Annotated in this window: 22 protein-coding genes; 17 read left to right on the top strand and 5 right to left on the bottom strand. The window is 74.3% G+C overall.

The genetic code is table 11. The annotated features are described in order from the left end of the window. Positions 1-68: 68 nt before the first annotated feature. Positions 69-1,439, top strand: coding sequence for a hypothetical protein (locus tag JN535_RS07400; protein ID WP_205204354.1), 1,371 nt, complete (start codon positions 69-71; stop codon positions 1,437-1,439). Here JN535_RS07400 and JN535_RS07395 read toward each other — a convergent pair. Together JN535_RS07395 and JN535_RS07390 are read right to left on the bottom strand one after the other, a co-directional pair. Further along, positions 1,427-2,527, bottom strand: a complete 1,101-nt coding sequence (locus JN535_RS07395) for a glycosyltransferase (RefSeq protein WP_307868363.1) — start codon at positions 2,525-2,527, stop codon at positions 1,427-1,429. The genes JN535_RS07400 and JN535_RS07395 overlap by 13 nt on opposite strands. 31 nt (positions 2,528-2,558) lie before the next feature. Then, complete coding sequence (locus JN535_RS07390; protein ID WP_307868361.1) at positions 2,559-3,092, bottom strand: acetyltransferase; 534 nt, start codon at positions 3,090-3,092, stop codon at positions 2,559-2,561. A gap of 76 nt (positions 3,093-3,168) precedes the next feature. Between JN535_RS07390 and JN535_RS07385 the strand changes: the two genes are divergently transcribed. From JN535_RS07385 to JN535_RS07340, 9 genes are all read left to right on the top strand, one after another. After that, positions 3,169-4,554 (top strand): glycosyltransferase, encoded by a 1,386-nt coding sequence (locus tag JN535_RS07385; RefSeq protein ID WP_307868360.1) that lies wholly within the window; start codon positions 3,169-3,171, stop codon positions 4,552-4,554. A 39-nt stretch (positions 4,555-4,593) separates the two neighbouring features. Further along, on the top strand, positions 4,594-5,622 hold the full coding sequence (gene gmd, locus JN535_RS07380) for a GDP-mannose 4,6-dehydratase (protein ID WP_205204352.1): 1,029 nt from the start codon (positions 4,594-4,596) through the stop codon (positions 5,620-5,622). Then, positions 5,619-6,608, top strand: coding sequence for a GDP-L-fucose synthase family protein (locus JN535_RS07375; protein WP_205204350.1), 990 nt, complete (start codon positions 5,619-5,621; stop codon positions 6,606-6,608). The genes gmd and JN535_RS07375 overlap by 4 nt, the downstream gene beginning before the upstream one ends. A gap of 94 nt (positions 6,609-6,702) precedes the next feature. Beyond that, a complete protein-coding gene (locus JN535_RS07370; protein WP_307868359.1) occupies positions 6,703-8,376 on the top strand; it encodes a polysaccharide biosynthesis tyrosine autokinase in 1,674 nt (557 codons plus the stop codon). Positions 8,377-8,464: 88 nt separating this feature from the next. Next, positions 8,465-9,781 carry a UDP-glucose dehydrogenase family protein gene (locus JN535_RS07365; protein WP_205204348.1) on the top strand — a complete coding sequence of 439 codons (1,317 nt, stop codon included), beginning with the start codon at positions 8,465-8,467 and terminating at the stop codon, positions 9,779-9,781. Between the two features lie 77 nt (positions 9,782-9,858). Beyond that, positions 9,859-10,329: a CAP domain-containing protein gene (locus tag JN535_RS07360; protein WP_205204346.1), complete on the top strand. Its 471-nt coding sequence runs from the start codon at positions 9,859-9,861 to the stop codon at positions 10,327-10,329. A gap of 90 nt (positions 10,330-10,419) precedes the next feature. Continuing rightward, positions 10,420-11,544: an ABC transporter permease gene (locus tag JN535_RS07355; RefSeq protein ID WP_307868358.1), complete on the top strand. Its 1,125-nt coding sequence runs from the start codon at positions 10,420-10,422 to the stop codon at positions 11,542-11,544. Next, complete coding sequence (locus JN535_RS20680) at positions 11,541-13,358, top strand: ATP-binding cassette domain-containing protein (protein WP_307868356.1); 1,818 nt, start codon at positions 11,541-11,543, stop codon at positions 13,356-13,358. Before JN535_RS07355 ends, JN535_RS20680 begins: the two co-directional genes overlap by 4 nt. Continuing rightward, a complete protein-coding gene (locus tag JN535_RS07340; protein WP_205204344.1) occupies positions 13,355-14,017 on the top strand; it encodes a TetR/AcrR family transcriptional regulator in 663 nt (220 codons plus the stop codon). Before JN535_RS20680 ends, JN535_RS07340 begins: the two co-directional genes overlap by 4 nt. A gap of 93 nt (positions 14,018-14,110) precedes the next feature. Here the strand turns inward: JN535_RS07340 and JN535_RS07335 are convergent, their stop codons facing one another. From JN535_RS07335 to JN535_RS07325, 3 genes are read right to left on the bottom strand one after another with little or no spacing between them, the layout of a single operon-like run. After that, on the bottom strand, positions 14,111-15,199 hold the full coding sequence (locus JN535_RS07335; protein WP_205204342.1) for a hypothetical protein: 1,089 nt from the start codon (positions 15,197-15,199) through the stop codon (positions 14,111-14,113). Further along, complete coding sequence (locus JN535_RS07330) at positions 15,196-15,600, bottom strand: hypothetical protein (RefSeq protein WP_205204340.1); 405 nt, start codon at positions 15,598-15,600, stop codon at positions 15,196-15,198. The genes JN535_RS07335 and JN535_RS07330 overlap by 4 nt, the downstream gene beginning before the upstream one ends. After that, a complete protein-coding gene (locus JN535_RS07325) occupies positions 15,593-16,036 on the bottom strand; it encodes a hypothetical protein (RefSeq protein WP_047234531.1) in 444 nt (147 codons plus the stop codon). The genes JN535_RS07330 and JN535_RS07325 overlap by 8 nt, the downstream gene beginning before the upstream one ends. Before the next feature lie 160 nt (positions 16,037-16,196). Here JN535_RS07325 and JN535_RS07320 point away from each other — a divergent pair, with 160 nt between their 5' ends. The 7 genes from JN535_RS07320 (at position 16,197) to JN535_RS07290 (ending at position 22,680) form a co-directional block, all read left to right on the top strand. Next, positions 16,197-16,376, top strand: a complete 180-nt coding sequence (locus JN535_RS07320) for a hypothetical protein (RefSeq protein ID WP_087471974.1) — start codon at positions 16,197-16,199, stop codon at positions 16,374-16,376. 131 nt (positions 16,377-16,507) lie between these two features. Further along, a complete protein-coding gene (thrS, locus tag JN535_RS07315; protein WP_205204338.1) occupies positions 16,508-18,535 on the top strand; it encodes a threonine--tRNA ligase in 2,028 nt (675 codons plus the stop codon). Positions 18,536-18,541: 6 nt separating this feature from the next. Next, positions 18,542-19,189: an HIT family protein gene (locus JN535_RS07310; RefSeq protein WP_374100483.1), complete on the top strand. Its 648-nt coding sequence runs from the start codon at positions 18,542-18,544 to the stop codon at positions 19,187-19,189. Continuing rightward, positions 19,189-19,851: a phosphatidylinositol phosphate synthase gene (pgsA, locus tag JN535_RS07305; RefSeq protein ID WP_205204336.1), complete on the top strand. Its 663-nt coding sequence runs from the start codon at positions 19,189-19,191 to the stop codon at positions 19,849-19,851. Before JN535_RS07310 ends, pgsA begins: the two co-directional genes overlap by 1 nt. After that, on the top strand, positions 19,851-20,825 hold the full coding sequence (locus tag JN535_RS07300) for a phosphatidylinositol mannoside acyltransferase (RefSeq protein WP_205204334.1): 975 nt from the start codon (positions 19,851-19,853) through the stop codon (positions 20,823-20,825). Before pgsA ends, JN535_RS07300 begins: the two co-directional genes overlap by 1 nt. A gap of 2 nt (positions 20,826-20,827) precedes the next feature. Next, a complete protein-coding gene (locus JN535_RS07295; RefSeq protein WP_205204717.1) occupies positions 20,828-22,033 on the top strand; it encodes a glycosyltransferase family 4 protein in 1,206 nt (401 codons plus the stop codon). Beyond that, complete coding sequence (locus JN535_RS07290) at positions 22,030-22,680, top strand: hypothetical protein (RefSeq protein ID WP_205204332.1); 651 nt, start codon at positions 22,030-22,032, stop codon at positions 22,678-22,680. Before JN535_RS07295 ends, JN535_RS07290 begins: the two co-directional genes overlap by 4 nt. Positions 22,681-22,688: the final 8 nt, after the last annotated feature.

Raw genomic sequence — 22,688 nt, 5'->3', positions numbered from 1 at the left:
GACCTGCAGGTGGCCGGGACGGCGAAGGAGATGTGATCGGATGATGACGAGTGCATGACCACGCTGCGGTGACGGAGGAACCGACGCGGATCGTCCCCGCACGAGCGGGGCGGGTCGCCGGTCGCCCTGCGGGCCGGCGCGCCGGAGGGTCGCCGCGGCCTCCCCGCGACGTCGAGGTCGTCCACGAGGGGCACGACGGGTCGCGCGACCCCGTGCTGGCGCTCGCGCGGGCGCTCCTGTACGGCGGTCTCGTTCTCGTGTCCCTCATGGTGCTGCGGGTGGGCGGCGGCATCACGGCGGGAGACGTCTCCCTCCTGGCCAGCCTCGCGCTGTGCCTCGCAGCCGTGGGCCGACCTCCCACGCCGCACCCGTACGGCGCCTGGGCGCTGCCCGCCGCGGTGCTGCTGGTCGTCGGGGGCTGCCTCGCGACGGCGGGTTCGCCCGCACCGACAGAGAGCCTCGTCAGCCTCGTCCGGGTGCTGTACGTCGCGCTCGCGCTCCCGTGGCAGCTCGCGGTCCTCCTCGACGACGAGCGACGGCTGCGGCGCGGCCTCGTCGCGTTCGGCGTCGGCGCGGCCCTGTGCTCCCTGGGGACGCTCGTGCAGTTCGCGCTCGGGCCGGACGCCATCCCCGGAGGGGTCGTCACGACGGCGGGCCGTTACACGGGGTTCACCGGCCACGTCAGCGACACCGGTGCCATCGCGTCGCTCGCGGTCGTCATCGGCCTGTCCGGGCTGACGCGGGGACTGGGAGGGCTCCAGCGGCTCCTGCTCGTGGGCGTGGCCCTCTCGGGCATCGTGGGTCTCGTGCTCAGCGGCAGCGTGAGCGGCATGCTGGCGGCCGTCCTCGGCAGCGCCGCGCTCCTGCTCCTGCGAGGCATCCCCGTCGGGCGGGTCGCCGTCGCGGCCGTCGTCGCCGGTGGGGCGCTCTGGTTCGCGGGCGGCGTGCTCGGCGAGACGCAGGGTGCGCTGCGGCCGGCGGAACGGGTCATGCAGGTGCTCGGGCTCTCGGGGGGCGACGCGTCGCTCAACACCTCGGCGTCCCGGTGGGACACCATCGTCCTCGGGTGGCGGGGCTTCCTGCAGGACCCGATCAGCGGGGCCGGTCTCGACGCCCGGTCCTCCCTCGTCGTGGACACGCTGGGCGTGCACAGCCTGCCGGTCGCGGCGCTCTTCCAAGGAGGCGTCGTGTTCGCGGCGGGTCTGCTCGGCTGCCTCGTGGTCGCGGTGTTGCGCGCCGCGCGGGCCGTGCCCCGGACGGCGCTCCGGGCCCGCGTGTACGCGGTCGGCATCACGGCGCTCGCCTTCAGCGCGACCGCGCCGAGCATGTACAACCGCTACCTCTGGGTGCCGGTCGCTCTCGTCGCCGCCGCGGTCGCTCTGCGGCCGGGCGTCGGTGCAGCCCGAGACGTCCGGGGCGCCGGGGCTCAACGGGCGTAGGCGCGCTCCAGCGTGTCCGCGACCGCGTCCATCGAGTAGTCCCTCCGGACGAGGTCGCGCGCGCGGCGGCCCGCGTCCTGGGCGAGACGCGGGTCGTCGAGGAACCGTGCCACCGCGGCGGCGAGGTCGTCGACGTCCTCGCCCACGACCTCGCCCGCGGCGGCGCGCTCGACCGGTGCCGCGAGCCCGCACGTGCGCGTCACGACGACCGGGACCCCGCACGACATCGCCTCGAGGACGCTCATGGGGAACGGTTCCTCGACGGACGGCAGGACGTAGAGCGAGGCGCGCGCGAGCCGGGCTGTCGTGCGCTCGGGAGGCAGCGCCCCCTCCCAGACGACCCGCCCGCGGACGTCCGCCGGGAGTGCCGCGATCCGGTCGCGCACCGCGGCGCCCTCGCCCTCGTCCGGACCGACGATCCGGAACCGGGCCTCGGGGAACCGCGGCGCGAGACGGGCGGCGGCGTCGACGAAGGTGAGAGGCCGCTTGCGCGGGTGCAGACGGGCGAGGAACAGCACCTCGGGGCGCTGGGCGTGCGGCGGCTCGCTGGTCCCGCCTGCCGGCACGCCGTTGACGAGCCGCTGGACTCTGACTCCCCGGCCGAACAGCGTGCGGAGGCCGGCCTCCTCGACGGGCGTGAGGGCGAAGCTCGTCGACGCGCGCGTCACGACGCGTCGCGTGAGGACCGCGTCGAGGGGCGCCGCGAGCGGGTGCGAGGACGGCATCACCATGCCGTGCGTCTGCGTGACGAAGGGCTTGCCGGACCGGCCCCAGGCGATCGCTGCGGGCAGGGTGACGAGGTCGCGGGCCAGATGGACGTGCGCGATGTCGGCACGAGCTCCGCGGGTCCGGATCCACCGCACCATCGAGGGTGCGGCGAGCCCCGCGAACCCCGCGCCCGGAGCGACCCGCACGGCAGGAAACGTCACGACCGGCACGCCGTCCCACGTCGTCGGGAGCTCGTCGAAACCTGCCGCCGCGGCGACGAGGAGCGCGTCGTGACCTCGTGCGCGCAGCGCCCGGATCTGGTTGGTCGCGACGCGGACGGGGCCTCCGTACGCACCGTCGGGGGTGAGGAGGGTGGCCACGTGCAGGACCCGCAGGCGTCGGCCGACCATCTCAGAACCGCGTCCGGTCAGAGAGCGACCGGCCGTCCCAGACACGGCCGTCGGGCACGTCGCCGCGGACGACCGACCCGGGTGTGACGAGTGCCGAGCGCCCGATCCGCGTCCCGCCGAGGACGACGCACCGTGCGGTGACCCACGCCCCGGGGCCGACGTGCACGGGGGCCGTCACGAGCCCCATGTCGGTGCGGTGCCGGTGGCTCCCCGTGGTGAGGAACGTGTCCTGCGAGAGCACGGCGTCGTGCCCGATCCAGACGTGGTCCTGGTTGTGGATCCACACTCCTTCGCCCACCCAGCAGTTTGCCTCGACGTGAAGCTTCCATGGAAAGCGGACGCGCGTGCGCGGGCGGAAGACGACCCCGTCGCCGATGTCGGCCCCGAAGGCGCGCAGCACCGCGACGCGCAGGCGCGAGCTGACCTGCCAGGGGTTCGAGACGAACAGCAGCTCGGCGACTCCCCACAGGTAGACGAGCGCGCTCGGCCGTCCCCAGGCCGTCTTTTCTCCGGGGGCGTCGACGAGCGGTATCACGCGGCTTTCCCGGCGCATTTCGTGCGATGTCATCTGCCCCCCAGCGAATCGGCTCGAAAGTCGTTATCGTACGTGCGTGAGCACCTCGGGAATGCGCGTCCTGGTGATCGGCGCCAACTACGCCCCTGAACCTACCGGAAATGCGCCGTACACGTCGGCGCTGAGCCGCGCCCTGGCCGCGCGCGGTGCGCGGGTGAACGTTCTCACGACCTTTCCGCACTACCCGGAGTGGCGAGTCCGCGAGGGCTACCGCGGGTGGTCGCGCCGGGAGCGGCTCGACGGCGTCGACGTGCTCCGTCTGCGCCACTACGTGCCCCGGTCGCCCAGCTCCGTGCGCCGTCTCCTCGCCGAGCTGAGCTTCGGGGTGCGGTCCGCGACGACGCCCTGGCCCGACGCCGACGTCGTGCTGCTCGTCTCGCCGTCGCTCTTCGCGGCGGCCGTCGCGATGCTCCGGCTCCGCGCCGGACGTGCGCGCGGGAGGTCGCGCCCCGCCGCGCCGGGCGTCGTGCTCTGGACCCAGGACCTCTACTCGCTCGGTGTCGAGGAGACCGGGGCCGCCTCGGGCCGCGCTGCTCGCGCCGTGGGCGCCGTCGAGCGCTTCGTCGCGCGCGGTGCCGACGCGGTGGTGGCGATCCACGAGCGCTTCGCGCGGCATCTGGGCGAGTCCCTCGGGGTCGACGCCGCCGCGTTGCACGTCGTGCGCAACTGGACGCACCTCGCGCACGACGCGGTGCTCCCGGACCGCGCGGCGGTACGCGCCGCCCACGGGTGGCGCGACGACGAGACGGTCGTGCTCCACGCGGGCAACCAGGGGGTGAAGCAGGGGCTCGAGAACGTCGTCGAGGCGGCGCGCCTGGCCGACGCGCAGGACGCGCGGGTGCGGTTCGTGCTCCTGGGCGACGGGAGCCGTCGAGCCGCGCTCGAGGCGGCCGGGAGCGGGGTACGCCGGCTGCAGTTCGTCGACTCCCTGCCCGACGAGGAGTTCCGCGCCGCGCTCGTGGCCTCCGACGTGCTGCTCGTCAACGAGCTCGCGGGGCTCGCCGAGATGTCCGTGCCGAGCAAGCTCACGTCCTACTTCGACGCGGCCCGACCCGTGCTCGCGGCGTCGTCCGAGCGTTCGACGACGGCGGCCGAGCTGCGCGCGTCCGGTGGCGGCGTCCGCGTCGACCCGCAGGACCCGCAGGCGCTCCTCGACGCAGCGCGGGCGCTCGCGGCCGACCCGGGGCGACGCGACCGTCTGGGATCGGCGGGTCGCCGCTACCGCGACGAGACGCTCACGGAGGGCGCTGCGGTGGACGCGTTCGCGGTGGTCCTCGAGCATCACGCACGTCGTCCGTGGGGCACCCGGGCCAGGACCACCACCGCCGGCACCGTTACGACAGCGGGAACGAGCACGACCGCAGGCGCCGTGCCGCCGACGCCTGACGGCGCGCCGCGCGTCCCGGACGCCGTGCGCACGTAACCACCGACCGCAGCGCCGCTGCACGACTCAGGGGGAAGCATGAAGAAGGCACTGATCTCCGGGATCACCGGGCAGGACGGCTCGTACCTCGCGGAGCTCCTGCTCCGCAAGGGGTACGAGGTGCACGGGCTGATCCGCCGCGCCTCGACCTTCAACACGGCGCGGATCGACCACCTCTACCAGGACCCGCACGACGAAGACGCGCGGCTCTTCCTGCACTACGCGGACCTGTCCGACGGCGCGCGTCTTGTGTCGCTCATCGCGCAGATCTGCCCGGACGAGGTCTACAACCTCGCGGCGCAGTCCCACGTGCGCGTCTCGTTCGACGAGCCGGAGCACACGGCGGACACCACCGGGACGGGAGCGATCCGCCTGCTCGAGGCGGTGCGCCTGGCGGGGGTGGAGACACGCTACTACCAGGCGTCCTCGTCCGAGCTCTACGGCGCCACGCCGCCGCCGCAGAACGAGACGACGCCATTCCACCCACGGTCGCCCTACGCGGCCGCCAAGCTCTACGCATTCTGGATCACGAAGAACTACCGCGAGGCCTACGACATGTTCGCGGTCAACGGGATCCTCTTCAACCACGAGAGCCCGCGTCGGGGCGAGACGTTCGTGACCCGCAAGATCACGCGCGCCGTGGCGGCCATCCAGGCCGGTCGCCAGGAGCACCTCTACCTGGGCAACCTCGACGCGGTGCGCGACTGGGGGTACGCGGCCGAGTACGTCGAGGGCATGTGGCGCATGCTGCAGGCCGAGCAGCCGGACGACTACGTCCTCGCCACGGGGATCGGGCTGTCGGTGCGCGACTTCCTCCAGGAGGCGTTCGCCCACGCAGGGCTCGACTGGGAGCGCCACGTGCGGTTCGACGAGCGCTACCTGCGTCCGACGGAGGTCGACGCCCTCATCGGCGACCCCAGCAGGGCCCACGCCGACCTCGGGTGGAAGCCGACCGTCGACGGGCGCGAGCTCGCGCGCATCATGGTCGACGCGGACGTCGAGGCCCTGGGCCACGCCGGGTCGCCGTGGATCGACCGGGTCGCGCTCGCGACGTGGGACGCGGCATGACGTCGCCCGACGAGCGCGACCTCGTCCGCCATGAACCGGCACCGCTCGACCGGGACGCCGTCTTCTACGTCGCCGGCCACCGGGGCCTGGTCGGCTCGGCGATCTGGCGCCGTCTGGAACGGGCGGGGTTCTCCCGGCTCGTGGGACGGACCTCCGCCGAGCTCGACCTCACCGACCGCGACGCGGTGCACGACTTCTTCCGCGCGTACCGTCCGCGCTACGTCGTCCTCGCGGCGGCGAAGGTCGGCGGGATCATGGCGAACGCGGCGTACCCCGTCGACTTCCTCAGCCAGAACGTCCGCATCCAGGTGAACGTCCTCGACGCGGCGCGGACGTCCGAGGTCGAGCGGCTGCTGTTCCTGGGCTCGTCGTGCATCTACCCGCGGCTCGCGCCGCAGCCCATCGTCGAGGATGCGCTGCTGACGGGGCCCCTCGAACCGACCAACGACGCCTACGCCATCGCGAAGATCACCGGCATCCTGCACGTCCAGGCGGTCCGCCGCCAGCACGGGTTGCCGTGGATCTCGGCCATGCCGACGAACCTCTACGGACCCGGCGACAACTTTTCGCCGACCGGGTCGCACGTGCTGCCCGCGCTGATCCGGCGCTACGACGAGGCCGTGCGGAACGGCGCGAGGGAGGTGACGAACTGGGGGACGGGGAGGCCGCGGCGGGAGTTCCTCCACAGCGACGACATGGCCGACGCGTGCCTGCACCTCCTCGAGCACTACGACGGCCCTGTCCAGGTGAACGTGGGTACGGGGCAGGACATCACCGTCCGCGAGCTCGCCGAGACGATCGCCGACGTCGTCGGGTACGACGGCGCGACGCGCTGGGACACGTCGAGGCCGGACGGCACGCCGCAGAAGCTGCTCGACGTGTCCAGGCTGCGCGCGAGCGGCTGGGAGGCAAGGATCGGGCTGCGCGAGGGGATCGAACGGACCGTGGCGTGGTACCGCGAGCAGGCCGGGAGCGTCCGCACGTGACTCCGGCGTCGGCCGGGGCTCCCAGGCTCGCGACGTGCGGTGCCGTGTGCGAGATTGAGGCGGTCGTGGGTGGACGCTCAGGGGGAGCGGTCCGGTGAGGGGGACGACGATGGAGCTCAAGGACTACCTCGTCCTGCTGCGTAAGAGGTGGGTCACGATCGTGGTCGCCGGGACGCTCGGGCTGGCGCTCGCGGGCGCGTACTCGCTCCTGACGACGCCGACGTACTCAGCGCGGTCCCAGGTGTACGTGTCGGTGCAGGGCTCCGACTCCACGACGGACCTGCTGCAGGGGTCGAACTTCACGGTGCGCCAGGTCAAGTCGTACGTCGAGCTCGTGACGAGCCCGCGCGTGCTGGACCCCGTGATCGAGGAGCTCGGCCTCGCGGACGACGCCGGGTCGCTCGCGCAGCGGGTCCGCGCCGACTCGCCGCTCGACACGGCGCTCATCAACGTCACGGCGACCGACGAGTCGCCACAGCTCGCCGCCGAGATCGCGAACGCGACAGCCCGGTCGCTCGCGGCGGTCGTGGGCGAGCTCGAGACCCCGGTCGGGGGCGGGGACTCTCCCGTGCAGATCAGCACGGTCCGCGCGGCGTCGGTGCCGGCGTCCGCCGCGTCGCCGAACGTCCGGCTGAACCTGGCGCTGGGTCTGGTCGTCGGCCTCGTGCTCGGCGTCTCGGTGGCGGTCGTGCGCGAGCTCGTGGACACGCGCGTCCGGTCCACGGCGGACGTCGAGGACGTGACGGACGCCCCGGTTCTGGGCGTCGTCGGGTTCGACGAGGGTGCGCCGGAGCACCCGCTCATCGTCCAGGAGTCGCCCAAGGCGGTCCGGGCGGAGGCCTTCCGCAGGCTGCGCACCAACCTGCAGTTCCTCGAGCTCGGCCCGGCCGCGCGCACGTACCTCATGACGTCGGCGCTCCCCGGCGAGGGCAAGACCACCACCAGCATCAACCTCGCCATCACGCTCGCGGACGCGGGCCAGCGCGTCGTCCTCGTCGACGCGGACCTCCGGCGGCCGTCGATCGCCCGGTACCTGGGGGTCGAGGGCTCGGTCGGGCTGACGACGATCCTCATCGGGAAGGTGGGCGTCCAGGACGCGGTGCAGTCCTGGGGCAACGCGAACCTCGACGTCATCGCCTCCGGGCAGATCCCGCCGAACCCGAGCGAGCTGCTCGGTGCGGCGCCGATGGCGCAGCTCCTGGACAGGCTGCGGGCCGACTACGACGTGATCGTGATCGACACGCCCCCGCTCCTCCCGGTCACCGACGCGGCGATCCTCGCGAAGGGGGTCGGCGGCGCGATCGTCGTGGTCGGTGCCGGCACCGTGCACCGGAACCAGCTGGAGACCGCGCTCTCCGCCCTGGGTACCGTCAGCGTCCGCCCGCTGGGGATCGTCGTCAACCGCGTCCCGGTGCGGGGACCCGGCGCGGGCGCGTACGAGTACGCCTATCAGGAGTACACCGCGGACGAGCCCGGCGCGTCGCCGGGCACGACGCGCCGCGGGACCCGGGATCGGGTGGGCGGGGCCCGGCGGCGGCACGCGCGTCGGCCGACGCCGCAGGGCACCACCTCGCCGCCGGGCTCGGGCGTGTGGGCGCGGGTCGGCGCCGACGAGCCGGGACGGGCCGGCCCGCCCGACGGTGCGGCAGGCGGTACGGCCTCGGACACTGAACGGGGGGAGGGGGTCGCCGCAGACGAGGCGGTCTCGGCCGGCCGTCCCGTTCGTGCGGGAACCTTCGACGAGGTGCTGCCGAGCGAGCGGCAGTGAGGACAGCGGCGTTGCCGGTGCCGCCGGTTGCGCGCGCTGCCGGGGACGGGTGGCCGGGTGGCCGGCGGCGACGAGCAAGGGGGACGGCATGAGGATCTCGGTGATCGGCTGCGGCTACCTGGGTGCGGTGCACGCCGCGTGCATGGCGACGCTCGGGCACGACGTGGTCGGGGTGGACGTCGACGCACGGAAGGTGCGTTCGCTGCGTGAGGGGCGGGCGCCGTTCTACGAGCCGGGACTCGACGGGCTCCTCGCCGAGGCGAGGTCCTCCGGGCGGCTCACCTTCACGACCGAGCCCGCCGCGGCGGCCGACGCCGAGGTCCACTTCGTGTGCGTAGGGACGCCCCAGCGCGCCGACTCGTACGCCGCCGACCTGTCGGCCGTCGACGCGGCTTTCCGGTCGCTCGTGCCGCACCTCGCCGCGGACGCGGTCGTCGTGGGCAAGTCGACCGTCCCCGTCGGGACAGCCGCGCGGCTCGCGGACGAGCTCGCCGCCGTCCACCCCACCGCGACGCTCGTCTGGAACCCCGAGTTCCTGCGCGAGGGGTTCGCGGTTCAGGACACGCTGCGACCTGATCGGCTCGTCTACGGCGTCACTGACGACGCGGCGGGCGCTCGTGCCGTCACGGCGCTCGACGCCGTCTACGCCGTCGCCCTCGGCGACGGCACGCCGCGGCTCGTGGTCGACCGGGCGACGGCCGAGCTCGTCAAGGTCGCGGCGAACTCCTTCCTCGCCACGAAGATCTCCTTCATCAATGCGATGGCGGAGCTGTGCGAGGTCGCCGGGGGAGACGTGACGCTCCTCGCTGACGCGATCGGGCTCGACGAGCGGATCGGGCGGCGCTTCCTCAACGCCGGGCTCGGATTCGGCGGCGGCTGCCTGCCGAAGGACATCCGTGCGTTCATGGCGCGGGCCGAGGAGCTGCACGCCGACCCCGCCGTCAGCTTCCTGCGTGAGGTCGACTCGATCAACCTGCGTCGGCGCGAGCGCATGGTCGATCTCACGGTCGGCGTGCTCGACGGACGCCCGCTGGCCGGCGCGCGCGTCGCCGTCCTGGGCGCGGCGTTCAAGCCCGACAGCGACGACGTCCGCGACTCGCCGGCGCTCGACGTCGCGGAGCGGCTGCACCGCAGGAGCGCGCGTGTGGTGGTGACCGACCCGCGCGCGCTGGCCAACGCGCGCGCCAAGGCCCCCTCGCTCGGTTTCGCCGAGACCGTCGAGGAGGCGGTGGACGGCGTGGACGCCGTGCTGGTCCTCACCGAGTGGCAGGAGTACCGGGAGCTGGACCCGGGCAAGCTGTACGGCCTCGTGGCGGCCCCCCGGGTCGTCGACGGCCGCAACGCGCTCGACGCCACCGTGTGGCGCGAGGCGGGGTGGACCTACCGCGCGCTCGGCCGGCGGTGAACGGCGCCCCGGCGGCGCGGGTCGGCTCCAAGCCCCGTGCCGGAGTGCGCAGGCTCGCCGTGCTGGTGACGACGCTCGTGAGCCTGTCACTCGTGGGCTGCGTGCAGCCGGGCCACCACGTCGGGCACGGGGCCCCGAGCACCGACGAGCCCTCGGCGACGCAGCCCTGGGAACCGACGGAGTACGCCGCCCTTCTGCTCGCGGAGACGCAGGAGGAACGCGACAAGGCGGGGGTTCCCCGGTTGGAGGAGAGCGGCTGTGCGACCGAGGAGGCGCTGTCTCGTGCCACGGCGCTCGTCGGCGCCCCGCTCGAGCACGCCCCCCTCGACGAGGTCGTGACGACCTGCGCTCCCGCGAGCGGCACCGCGGCGGAGAACCTCAGCCGTGCCTCCGCCGAGCCGCCCGCGGTCGTCGAGGCGTGGATGGGATCCCAAGGACACCGGGCGAACATCCTGGACCCGACGCTGACGTCCGTCGGGGTCGCGTGCGTGGCGGACGCCACCGAGGGCGCCGGCGGCCTCGTCTGCGCGCAGGTGTTTCTCGGCTGACCGGGGCCCGGCGCGGTCCGCCCCTTGATCCCTCGGCCGCCGCGTCCTACCGTTTTTCAACGGACGACGAATTCGACCACGGGTCGTGTCGTGAGAGTCGGGGGAGGCATCGTGCGCGCGATGGTCGTCAAGGAGTTCCGCGAGCTGCGCCGCGACCGGCGGACCGTCGCCATGCTCGTCGGGATGCCGGTGCTGCTGCTCGTCGTGTTCGGGTTCGCGGCGAACTTCACGGTCGCGACGCTGACCGTCACGGCCGTCGGGCCGGGTGCCGAGCAGGCGGTGGACGCGATCGAGGCGAACCCTGCCGCCGCGGACACGCTCGACGTCGTGGGCGTGGACCTCGCGGGCACGGACGCGGACGCCCGCGCGTCGCTGCGCGACGACCGCAGCGACGTCGCGGTCGTCGCGCCGGCGCCGGGGGAGGGCCGGCCGACCGTCTACGTCGACGGGTCGAACCTCTTCGCCGCGCAGGCGGCGAAGGTGCTCGTCGCCTCCCTCGGGGACGCGGTGGGCTCGGAGGTCCTCTTCAACCCGGACCTCGACACCTCGTGGGTGATGGTGCCGGCGCTGATCGGCCTCATCCTCACGTTCATCGGCACGATCATCACGTCCATCGGGCTCGTCAAGGAGCGCGAGGCGGGGACGTTCGAGCAGCTCGCGGTGATGCCGCTCGGCCCTGCCGCGGTGATCCTCGGGAAGATCACGCCCTACTTCCTGCTCGCGTGCCTGGACATGGTCGCCGTGACGCTGCTCGGCATGGGGATCTTCGACGTCCCGTTCGCCGGGCCCGTCGGACCCTTCGTCGTGGGGGCCGCCCTCTTTCTCTTCGTCGTCCTCGGCATCGGTGCGCTCATCTCGACCGTGTCGCAGACCACCGGGCAGGCGGTGCAGGTCGCGCTCATGACGATGCTCCCGCAGGTGCTGCTCTCGGGCATGATCTTCCCGCTCGACGCCATGGCGGCCGGGGTGCGCTGGATCGGGTACCTCCTGCCCCTGACGTGGTTCACCGAGGTCTCGCAGGGCGTGATGGTCCGCGGGGCGTCGTGGTCCGCGCTGTGGCTGCCGCTCGTCGTGCTCGCGGCGACGGCCGTCGTGGTGTTCGGGCTGGCGGTCCTGCGACTCTCGCGCGAGCTCTCGCCCGCGCGGGAGCACCGCCGACGGCGTACCGCCGAACCCGCGGGCGCGGCGCCTGCGGCGAGCGGAGAAGTCCGGTGATCTGGGGCGCGCGCGGTCTCGACGTCACCTTCCGCGTCGGCCACGGGCGCGTGGTCCGCGCCCTCGCGGGCGTGGACCTCGACCTCCCGCGCGGGCAGGTCACCTCGGTCGTGGGCGGCGACGGGGCGGGCAAGACCACGCTCGTGCGCGCACTGCTCGGGCAGGTACCGGTCGCGGACGGCACCGTGGACGTCCCGCCCCGCGACCGGATCGGCTACCAGCCGTCGTCGAGCGGTGTCTGGCCGGCGCTGAGCGTCGCGGAGAACGTCGAGCTCGTCGGCGACGCGTACCGCATGCCGACCGCACGCCGGGAGCGGCGCGCGGACGAGCTGCTCGAGCGGGCGGGGCTCGCCGAGGCGCGCGCCCGCCTCGGGTCGCAGCTCTCCGGGGGGATGCGGCAGAAGCTGGGTGCGTGCCTCGCGATGCTGCACGAGCCCGACGTCCTGCTCCTCGACGAGCCGAGCACCGGGGTGGACCCCGTGAGTCGCGTCGAGCTGTGGCGGCTCGTCGCCGAGTCGGCGGCGTCGGGCGCGGCCGTCCTCGTCACGACGACGTACCTCGACGAGGCCGAGCGGGCGGCCGACGTCGTCGTCCTCGACGCGGGCAGGGTCCTCGCCGCGGGGACGCCCGACGACGTGCGCGCCGCCGCCCCGGGCCGGATCACGGTCGCGTCCGTCCCGCCCGCAGACGCGGCCGACCGCTCGTGGCGCCGCGGCCGGGCCGCCCGCACGTGGTGGCCCGACGGCTCGTCCTCGCCGTCCGGGGACGCCGTGGACCCCGACCTGGAGGACGCCGTCGTGGCCCTGACGCTCGGTCGCGGCGCGCACGGCGCGTACGGCGCGTACGACGCGCACGGCACGGCCGGCACGGCCGACGCGCCGCGCCCGGCGCCGCCTCGCACGGGCGGGCCGGCGGCTGCCGCGGCCGGGACGGACGCTTCCCTCGTACGGGTCGACGGCGCCGAGCGGAGGTTCGGGGACGTCGTGGCCGTCGACGACGTCTCGCTCGTCGTGCACGCCGGCGAGGTGGTGGGCCTGCTCGGCGCGAACGGCGCGGGCAAGACGACGCTGTTGCGCATGGTCCTGGGCCTCGACCGGCTCGACGGCGGCCGGATCGAGGTCCTGGGCACACCGCCGGACCGTGCGGGCCGCCGGTCGGTCGGCTACGTCCCGCAGGGCCTCGGGCTCTCCGGCGACCTGAGCGTCGAGGAGAACGTCGAGTTCGTGGCGGCGGTGTACGGGGTGCGGGACCTGCCCGCGCTTCCGCGGGCGCTCGCAGCCGTCCGCCGCCGCCCGGTCGTCGAGATCGGGCTGGGGCGTCGGCGCCAGCTCGCGTTCCACTGCGCCCTGCTGCACGCGCCACGACTCCTCGTCCTGGACGAGCCGACGTCCGGCGTCGACCCGCTCGCGCGGGCCCGCGCGTGGGACGCGATCCACGAGCAGGCCGACGCGGGCGTCGGCGTGCTCGTGACGACGCACTACCTCCAGGAGGCCGAGCAGTGCGACCGCCTGCACGTCCTGTCCCGGGGTCGCGTCGTGGCCGCGGGCACGGTCGCCGACGTCGTGGGCGACCGCGAGGCGGTCGTCGTGCGGTCCCGCGACTGGCAGGCGGCGTTCGCGGCGCTCGACGCCGCAGGCCTGCCCGTGATGCTCGACGGGCGTGCGGCGCGCGTCGCGGGGACGCCGCCCGCGACGGTCCGGGACGCGCTCGCCGCGGCGGGCGTCGCCGCCACGTGCGACCTCGTGCCCGCGACGCTCGAGGAGACCATGGTGCTCGTGGACCGGGCGTCCGCGACCCCGGCGGGTCCGGCGTGAGCGGGCGGCGAGGGCGCCGCCCGGGCCGCTCGGACACCCGCTCCGACATCCTGTCCGCCGCGCGGGACGCGTTCGCCGAGCACGGCTACGACCGTGCCACCGTCCGCGACATCGCGGGCCGGGCGGGAGTCGACGCAGCGATGGTGCACCACTGGTACGGGTCCAAGGAGCGTCTCTTCCAGGCGGCCGTGGACGTGCCCTTCGACCCCCAGGAGCTCTTGCTCGACGGCGCGCCCGACGACGTGGCGCACCTCGGGGAGCACGTCGTCCGCACCCTGCTGCGCGCGTGGGACTCGCCGCGCGGCAGGGTCGCTCTCGCGCTCCTGCGCTCCGCCACGAGCTCCGAGCGGGCGGCGCGGATGCTGCGCGAGTTCGCGCTCGCCCGGGTCGTCCGGCCGACCGTCGCGCAGGTCGAGACCGATCCCCACCGGGCCGCGTGGCGGGGCGCCCTCCTGGCGAGCCAGCTCGCCGGGGTGGTCGTCGCGCGGTACGTGCTGGGGGTGGAGCCGCTCGCGGGTGCCCCCGCGGAGACCGTGGTCGGGGCGGTCGGCCCGACGATCCAGGGCTGCCTCACCGGTCCGCTCCCGGGCGCCGTCGCCGAGGGCGCGCAGGGTGTCGCAAACGTTGAGATTTCAACTGAGAGGCATGTTGCGCCGTAGGTCGTCTGTCTGTAGGTTGAGGGCCGCCGGCCGAGGCTCGGCGCGGGGCCAAGCGCGCAGGGGGAGCTTGGCGTCGAGCCACGGCGGCCCGTCTCAGACACCCACGAGGACGCGGGTCGTCCCTTCCCGGCTCGTGCGGTCGCGCAGCGCGCGCCCCAGCCGTCGCAGCGCGTCGTCGTCGGCGAGGAGCCCGGACCAGTCGTCGGGGTCGACGCTCGGCGCGTCGCCGCGCGCCCTGCGGATGGCGGCGACCTGGAGCTGGTAGGCGAGGATCACCTCGCGCGAGCTCCCCGGCACGGCGATGCGCACGTGGTCCACGTCGTCGCGGCGCGAGTGCAGGGCGAGCGTGGTGAGCCCGTCGAGGATCTCGATGGTGCGGTGGTACTCGTCCACCGCGGCGCTCGACCCGCGCAGCCCGCCGTCGCCCACGACCGCCGTGAGGAACGTGTGGAGGTGGCCGAGGTCGCGTCGCCGCTCGCGCGCGAACGCGGCGGACGACGCGAGCTGGCCCACGATTCCCGCGGTCAGCAGGACGCTCGCCGCGAGCACGAGGTACCGCGTGCGCAGGCCCAGGACGAGGTAGGGCTCCGTGCTGCCCGGCTCGTGCTGCACCATCGCCACGAAGCTCACGACGGCCCACACGACGGCGACGACGGCGCCCGCCCCGGCCACGTCCATGCCCCAGCGCAGGCGCAGCGGTCGTCGTGAGCGCGTGCGCAGGCAGGAGAGGGCGAAGGTCGCGGTCGCCGTGAGGAACGTCCCGTAGTAGAGCGCCCAGTAGCCCCACATGAGGGGTCGGTCGTGGACCTGCGCGTCGAGGTCGTGGGTCGTCCAGGGTCCGCTCGCCGCGGCGAGCGCCACCATGGCGGTCCCGACGCCCGCGGCCGCGAGCGCCACGTGCCGGGTGCGCGGCGCCCGGCCGGTGGTGGCGCTGTACGCCCACACGCCGACGAAGAGGCAGCCGGTGACGAGGGCGACGTGCTTGGCGACCTCGTGCGTGCCGGCGGGTGCGTGCTCCTTGAGCAGGTCGGCGACCAGGGGCACCCGCAGCGCGCAGGCGACGGCGACGAAGCCCAGGCCCAGGGGGAGGGCCGCGTCGGCGCGCGTGCGGGCGCGCAGCCCGGTCCACGCCGCCGCGGTGGTGAAGAGCGCCGTGGCGAGGAGCTCGAGCGCGTGGCTCACCGGTACAGCTCCAGCGACGTGAGCCGGCTCGCCGAGCTCCCGTGCGAGGCGATCGAGATCATGAGCTCGCTCGCGAGTCGTTCGACGCGCAGCTCGTCCGGGTCGTCGTACCCGTCCCGGCACGCGCCGACGCGCGGGGCGCCCGCGGTGGCCGCCGCGTCGAGGACGTGGACGAGCTCGTGCGCGACGACGTGGTCGCGGTGCTGGCCGGCCAGGGTCTGCCGGGCGTCGACGAGGACGAGGTCGCGCTCCGGGAAGGCGAGCCAGAGCCCGGTCACACCGGGGCCGAGGTCGCCCTCGACGACCTCGAGCGGCCGGCCGCGGACCGCCGCGACCAGGCGGCACGCCTCCTCGATGCTGCGGGCACGGTCCAGGCCTGCGGCGCGCAGCAGGTCATCCACGGTCGCCGTCCGGCACGGGCGGGGTGACGGGAGGGAGGTGCTCCAGGCGCCGCACCCGGTCCACGATCTCGATGATCGCGCGGACGTTCTCGGGCGAGAGCCCCTGGGCGCGCAGCGCGAACTGCTCGACGCCCTCGTCGGCGAGGGCGGCCCGCAGGCTGTCGTCGGGGTCCTCCTCCGGGTCGACGAGGCTGCCCGTGCTCACGTGGAAGAACGCGGCGATGCCCTCGACGACGCGCAGGCTCGGCGAGGAGCGGTGCCCGCCGCGCAGCGCGCTGAGGTAGGCCTCGTTGATCGAGTACCCGCGCTCCGTCATCCACTGGGCGGCCTCGCGGTTGGTCACGGGGCGCCCGCCCCGCCCGCGTGCGAAGAGCTCGTTGAGCCGGCGGCGGAAGACCCGCGCGGTCCGCTCGCCGGGTGCCACGTCGTCGTCCATGCCGACGATTGTGGCAGGCGCGGGGCGGCGGTGGTGCGCCTGGCCGGCGACGCGGTTCCCGTCGCGGCGCGCAGCGCGCGCCGGTAGCGTTCCGGACGGGCGCGGGACGGCCCGACGCCCCGCGCGGGACGCGCGCACCACCATCCTCGAGGGAGCCGACATGAGCGAGCAGACACCGAAGGGCCAGGGGGGCCTCGACGACCTTCTCGGCAAGGCGAAGGAGTTCCTCACCGACGACCGCATCGACGACGTCGCGGAGAAGATCAAGTCCGTCGCGCCCGACTCGGTCGACCAGCACGTCGACACCCTGGCCGAGAAGGCCAAGGAGGCCAACGACTGACCTGCGGGTCGGTACGATCGAGGGGCGCCGTCCACGACGGCGCCCTTCGTGCTGTCGGGCAGGGCCCGCCGGCCGCAGGACCCGACCGGGCGCGCGCCGCGCGCCTCCCGCCAGCAGATCGGAGCACGGACGTGTCTGACGTCGTCTCGTCACCCCTCACCATCACCCTCGACGCCGAGGAGACCACGGTGACGACGGGCACGACGGGCACGGACCTGTTCGCCGCCCGTCGCGACGTCGTCGTGATCCGCGTCAACGGCGTCCTCAAGGACCTCGACACGCCCGTCGCCGACGGCGACGTGGTGGAGGGCGTGACCATCGACTCGCCCGACGGGCTCGCGGTGCTGCGGCACTCGGCCGCGCACGTGCTCGCCCAGGCCGTCCAGCAGGTCAACCCGGACGCGAAGCTGGGCATCGGCCCGCCGATCACGGACGGCTTCTACTACGACTTCGACGTCGAGACGCCGTTCACCCCCGAGGACCTCAAGGCGCTCGACAAGGCGATGTCCCGGATCATCCGGGAGGGCCAGACCTTCCGCCGTCGGGTCGTGACGGAGGAGGAGGCGCGGGCCGAGCTCGCCCAGGAGCCGTACAAGCTCGAGCTCGTCGGGCTCAAGGGCGGCGCGGCCGACGACGCCGAGGGGGCGAGCGTCGAGGTCGGCGGCGGCGAGCTGACGATCTACGACAACGTGCGCGGCGCGGGTCGCGAGAGCGAGACGGTGGTCTGGAAGGACCTGTGCCGCGGCCCGCACCTGCCGAGCACGCGCCTGATCGGCAACGGCTACCAGCTCATGCGCTCGGCCGCGGCCTACTGGCGCGGCAGCGAGAAGAACCCCCAGCTCCAGCGCATCTACGGCACGGCGTGGCCGACCAAGGACGAGCTCAAGGCGTACCTCGACCGTCTCGCGGAGGCCGAGCGTCGCGACCACCGCCGCCTCGGCAACGAGCTCGACCTGTTCTCCTTCCCGGAGGAGATCGGCTCGGGCCTGCCCGTCTTCCACCCCAACGGGGCGACCATCCGCATGGAGATGGAGGAGTACTCGCGCAAGCGGCACGTCGAGGCGGGCTACTCGTTCGTCAGCACGCCGCACATCACCAAGGCGAACCTCTTCCAGACGTCGCGCCACCTCGACTGGTACGCGGACGGGATGTACCCGCCCATGCACCTGGACGAGGAGCTCGACGACGAGGGCAACGTCAAGCGCGCCGGTCAGGACTACTACCTCAAGCCGATGAACTGCCCGATGCACAACCTCGTGTACCGCTCGCGCGGGCGCTCGTACCGCGAGCTGCCGCTGCGGCTGTTCGAGTTCGGCACGGTGTACCGGTACGAGAAGTCGGGCGTCGTGCACGGGCTCACGCGCGCGCGCGGGTTCACGCAGGACGACGCGCACATCTACACCACGCGCGAGCAGATGCGCGACGAGCTGAGCTCGCTGCTCTCGTTCGTGCTCGACCTGCTGCGGGACTACGGGCTCGACGACTTCTACCTGGAGCTGTCGACGCGCGACCCGGAGAAGTCGGTCGGCGACGACGCGACGTGGGAGGAGGCGACCGAGGTCCTGCGCCAGGTGGCCACGGAGTCGGGACTCGAGCTCGTCGCCGACCCGGGCGGCGCAGCGTTCTACGGCCCGAAGATCTCGGTCCAGGCGAAGGACGCGATCGGCCGCACGTGGCAGCTCTCGACGATCCAGCTCGACTTCTTCGAGCCGGAGCTGTTCGAGCTCGAGTACACGGCGTCCGACGGCACGCGCCAGCGCCCGGTCATGATCCACCGCGCGCTGTTCGGCTCGATCGAGCGGTTCTTCGGGATCCTCGTCGAGCACTACGCGGGAGCCTTCCCGGCGTGGCTCGCGCCCGTCCAGGTCGTCGCCGTCCCGGTCGCGGAGCCGTTCAACGACTACGTGGCCGACGTCGTCGCGCAGCTCAAGGCCCAGGGGATCCGCGCGGAGGTCGACTACTCCGACGACCGGTTCGGCAAGAAGATCCGCAACGCCAGCACGCGCAAGGTGCCGTTCGTCCTCATCGCGGGCGGTGAGGACGCCGAGGCCGGTGCCGTGTCCTTCCGCTACCGCGACGGCCGCCAGGACAACGGCGTGCCCGTCGCCGAGGCCGTCGAGCGCATCGTCGCCGCCGCCCGCGACCGCGTCCAGGTCTGACGGCGCGTGAGCGACGAGCGCACGGGGTCGCCCGGCGCGGCCGACGAGGCCACGCCGGGCGGCGCCCCCGACCCCGACGCCGGGGCGACCGTCGAGCTCCCGGACACCCACCCACGGTTCGACGACGGCCTGGACCGGCTCTGGACGCCGCACCGCATGGTCTACATCGGCGGGCAGGACAAGCCTGCGGACGACTCGCGCGGGCAGTGCCCGTTCTGCCGCATCCCGGACCGGTCGGACGAGGACGGACTGATCGTCGCGCGCGGCGGGACCGCGTACGTCGTGCTCAACCTCTACCCGTACAACCCGGGCCACCTCATGGTCGTGCCCTACCGTCACGTGTCCGACTACACGGACCTCACGGAGGCGGAGACGACCGAGGTCGCGCACCTCACGCAGACCGCGATGCGGGTCGTGCGCGTGGTGTCGGCGCCCGACGGCTTCAACCTCGGCATGAACCAGGGCGCCGTGGCCGGGGCCGGCATCGCCGCGCACCTGCACCAGCACGTCGTGCCGCGCTGGTCGGGCGATGCGAACTTCCTGCCGATCGTCGCGCAGACCAAGGCCGTGCCCGAGCTGCTCGCAGACACGCGCGCGCGGCTCGCCGCGGCGTGGCCGTCCCGACCCGACGTCCCCGCGGAGGGAACCGCCTGATGTTCGGCCGTCTGCGCGCGCTGACGACGCGCCTGTTCACCCCGCTCGCCGCGCTGCTGCTCCGCCTCGGCGTCAGCCCCGACGCCGTGACGGTCGCCGGGACGCTCGGCGTCGTCGTCGGCGCCCTGTGGCTCTTCCCGACGGGACACCTGTTCGCGGGGGTCATGGTCGTCATGGTCTGCGCCTTCGCCGACGTGCTCGACGGCGTCATGGCGCGCCGCGCCGGCCGGTCCGGCCCCTGGGGCGCGTTCCTCGACTCGACGCTCGACCGGCTCGCCGACGCCGCCGTGTTCGTGGGCCTCACGCTCTGGTTCGTGCGGGCCGACGACCCGCGCCTGACGCCGGACCTCGCCGCCTGGGGGACCGGCGTCGCGCTCGCGTGCCTCGCCCTCGGCGCGGTCGTGCCCTACGCGCGCGCCCGGGCCGAGAGCGTCGGCATGACCGCGCAGGTCGGGATCGCCGAGCGCGCCGACCGGCTCGTCGCCGCGCTCGTCGCCGCCGGGATCGTGGGTCTGGGCGTGCCGCCCGTCGTGCTCGTCGTCGTCCTGGGGCTGCTCGCGCTCGCGAGCGCGGTCACGGTCGTGCAGCGCGTCACGACCGTGCGCCGCCAGGCGCTCGCGCTCGTGACCACGGGCACCGAGGAGAAGGAGGACGGTCGCTGATGGCCCTCGACGCCGGCAAGGCGTTCACTTTCGCCTGGCGCAACGCGCGCAAGGTCCCCGAGCCGATCCTGCGCGGGCTCTTCAGCGCGATCGCCGACGTGACCTGGCTCCTGCACGGCGGGGGGGTGCGCCAGCTCGAGCGCAACCTCGCGCGCGTGCGGCCCGAGCTCGCGCCGCGCGCGCTGCGTCGCCTGTCGCGCGCCGGGATGCGCTCGTACATGCGCTACTACCGCGAGGCGTTCGCCCTGCCCGCCTGGTCCCCGGAGCGCGTACGGGCCCGCGTGCGCGTGGTGGACCTCCACCACCTCGCTCCGCACCTCGACGGTGGCCGGAGCCCCGTGCTCGCGCTGTCGCACCAGGGCAACTGGGACCTGGCCGGCGCGTACGCGACGCCGAACATCGCGCCCGTGCTCACGGTCGCGGAGCGCCTGAAGCCGGACGAGGTGTTCGAGGAGTTCCTGGCGTTCCGGAACTCGATCGGGCTGGAGATCCTCGCGCTCGGCGACGGCGACGTGTTCCGCGAGCTCGTGCGCGGCGCGAGCCGGCCCGGCAGGATCATCCCGCTGCTCGCCGACCGCGACCTCACCCACCGTGGCGTGGAGGTCGACCTGTTCGGCCATCGGGCGCGCGTCGCGGCGGGGCCGGCGGCGCTCGCGGTGAGCACCGGGACGCCGCTCGTCCCGGCCGGGATCTACTACGAGCGCCTGCGGGGCGCGCGACGTCGCGCCGCGGGCTCGCCGTGGGGCCTCGTCATCCGCTTCTTCCCCCGCGTGGAGATCGCGCAGGACGTCCCCCGCTCAGAGCAGGTCGCGCGCGCGACCCAGGGCTGGGTGGACGCGCTGAGCGTCGCGATCCGCGAGCACCCCGAGGACTGGCACATGCTCCAGAAGGTGTTCGTCGACGACCTCGACCCCGAGCGGTACGCGAGGACCCGGGTCGCCGCGGGCGAGCAGGACCCGGAGCGTGCCGCATGAGCCTGCGCGTGGGCATCGTGTGCCCCTACTCGTTCGACGCGCCCGGCGGGGTCCAGTTCCACGTGCGCGACCTCGCCGAGGCGCTCATGGCCCAGGGCCACGAGGTCTCCGTCCTCGCCCCCGCCGACGACGACACGCCCGTGCCGGACTACCTGACGCCCGCCGGCGGCGCGGTACCGGTCCGGTACAACGGGTCGGTCGCGCGCGTGACGTTCGGCCCGCGCACGGCCGGGCGCGTCCGGCGCTGGCTCGAGGCCGGCCGGTTCGACGTGCTCCACATCCACGAGCCCGTGAACCCCTCGCTGAGCATGGTCGCGCTGTGGATCGCCCAGGGCCCGATCGTCGGGACGTTCCACACCTCCATCGTGCGCTCGCGCGCGCTCCAGGTCGCCTACCCGCTCGTGCGGCAGAGCCTGGAGAAGATCGACGCCCGCATCGCCGTCTCGGAGGACGCGCGGCGCACGCTCGTCGACCACCTGGGCGGGGACGCCGTCGTCATCCCCAACGGGGTGTACGTCGACACGTTCGCGTCCGCGCCCGCGAACCCCGCGTGGCAGGGCGCGCCCGACGCGCCGACCATCGGGTTCCTCGGCCGCCTGGACGAGCCGCGCAAGGGCCTGCCCGTCCTCGCCGCGGCGATCCCGGCGATCCTCGAGAAGGTCCCCGGCGCACGCTTCCTCGTCGCGGGCCGCGGCGACGACGGCCGCGAGGCCGCGATCGGGGCGCTGGGGGAGCACGCCGCGTCCGTCGAGTTCCTCGGCGGCGTGAGCGACGAGGACAAGGCGAGCATGCTCGCGTCCGTCGACCTCTACATCGCGCCGCAGACCGGGGGCGAGAGCTTCGGCATCGTGCTCGTCGAGGCGATGAGCGCGGGCGCGTGCGTGGTCGCGAGCGACCTCGGCGCGTTCCGGCGCGTGCTCGACGACGGCGCCGCCGGGGCGCTGTTCGCGGTGGGTGACCCGGACGCGCTCGCCGCCGCGGTCCTCGACGTGCTCGCCGACCCGCCGCGGCGCGACGCCTACCGTGCCCGGGCGAGCGAGTTCGTCCGGCGCTTCGACTGGTCCGCCGTGACCGCCCAGGTGCTCGCCGTCTACGAGACCGTGCTCGCGGCGTCCGAGGCGGTCATCCCGGTCCACGAGGACCCGCGCTCGCGCCGGGGCGGACGCCTCCTGGGCCGGGCGCGCGACCCCGAGGGAGGTCGCCCGTGACCTGGTCCGAGATCACCGTCCTCGTCCTCGTGGCCGCCGCGCTGGTCGCGTGGCTCCTGTGGGTCGCCGCGTCGCGGCTCGACCGGCTGCACCGCAAGGTGATGGCCTCTCGGCTGGCGCTCGACGCGCAGCTCGTGCGCCGGGCGTCGGCCGCCGTCGACCTCGCGGCCTCCGGGGAGCTCGACCCGGCGAGCTCCGTCCTCGTCGCCGAGGCGGCCCACGCCGTCCTCGACGACGACGACGACACGCGCCGGCTCGCCGACCAGGTGCCCGGCCTGGCGGCGCCCGAGGGACCGCGCCCCCGGCGACTGCTGGGCGGCATGGCGGAGTCGCGCGCCCTCGCCGAGAGCGACCTCACGGCCACCTTGCGCTCGGCCCTCGAGGACGCCGACGACGTCGCCGAGCTTCGGTCCGGTCCCGACGGCGACGACCTCCTCGGCTCGCTCTCCGCCGCCTGGTACCGTGCGCAGCTCGCGCGCCGGTTCCACAACGAGGCCGTCGCGCAGGCGCAGCGCGTGCGGCGCAAGTGGTGGGTGCGCCTGTTCCACCTCGCGGGCCACGCGCCGATGCCGGCGACCGTCGAGCTCGACGACGCCGCCCCGGACGTCCTCGTGCGCCCCGCCGCGTCGGCGGGCACGCCGGACTGACCGCCTCG

Source organism: Cellulosimicrobium cellulans (assembly GCF_016921195.1).
Taxonomy (GTDB): domain Bacteria; phylum Actinomycetota; class Actinomycetes; order Actinomycetales; family Cellulomonadaceae; genus Cellulosimicrobium; species Cellulosimicrobium cellulans_F.
Note: the sequence above shows the minus strand (reverse complement) of the source record. Positions and strands in the feature narration are given on the sequence as shown.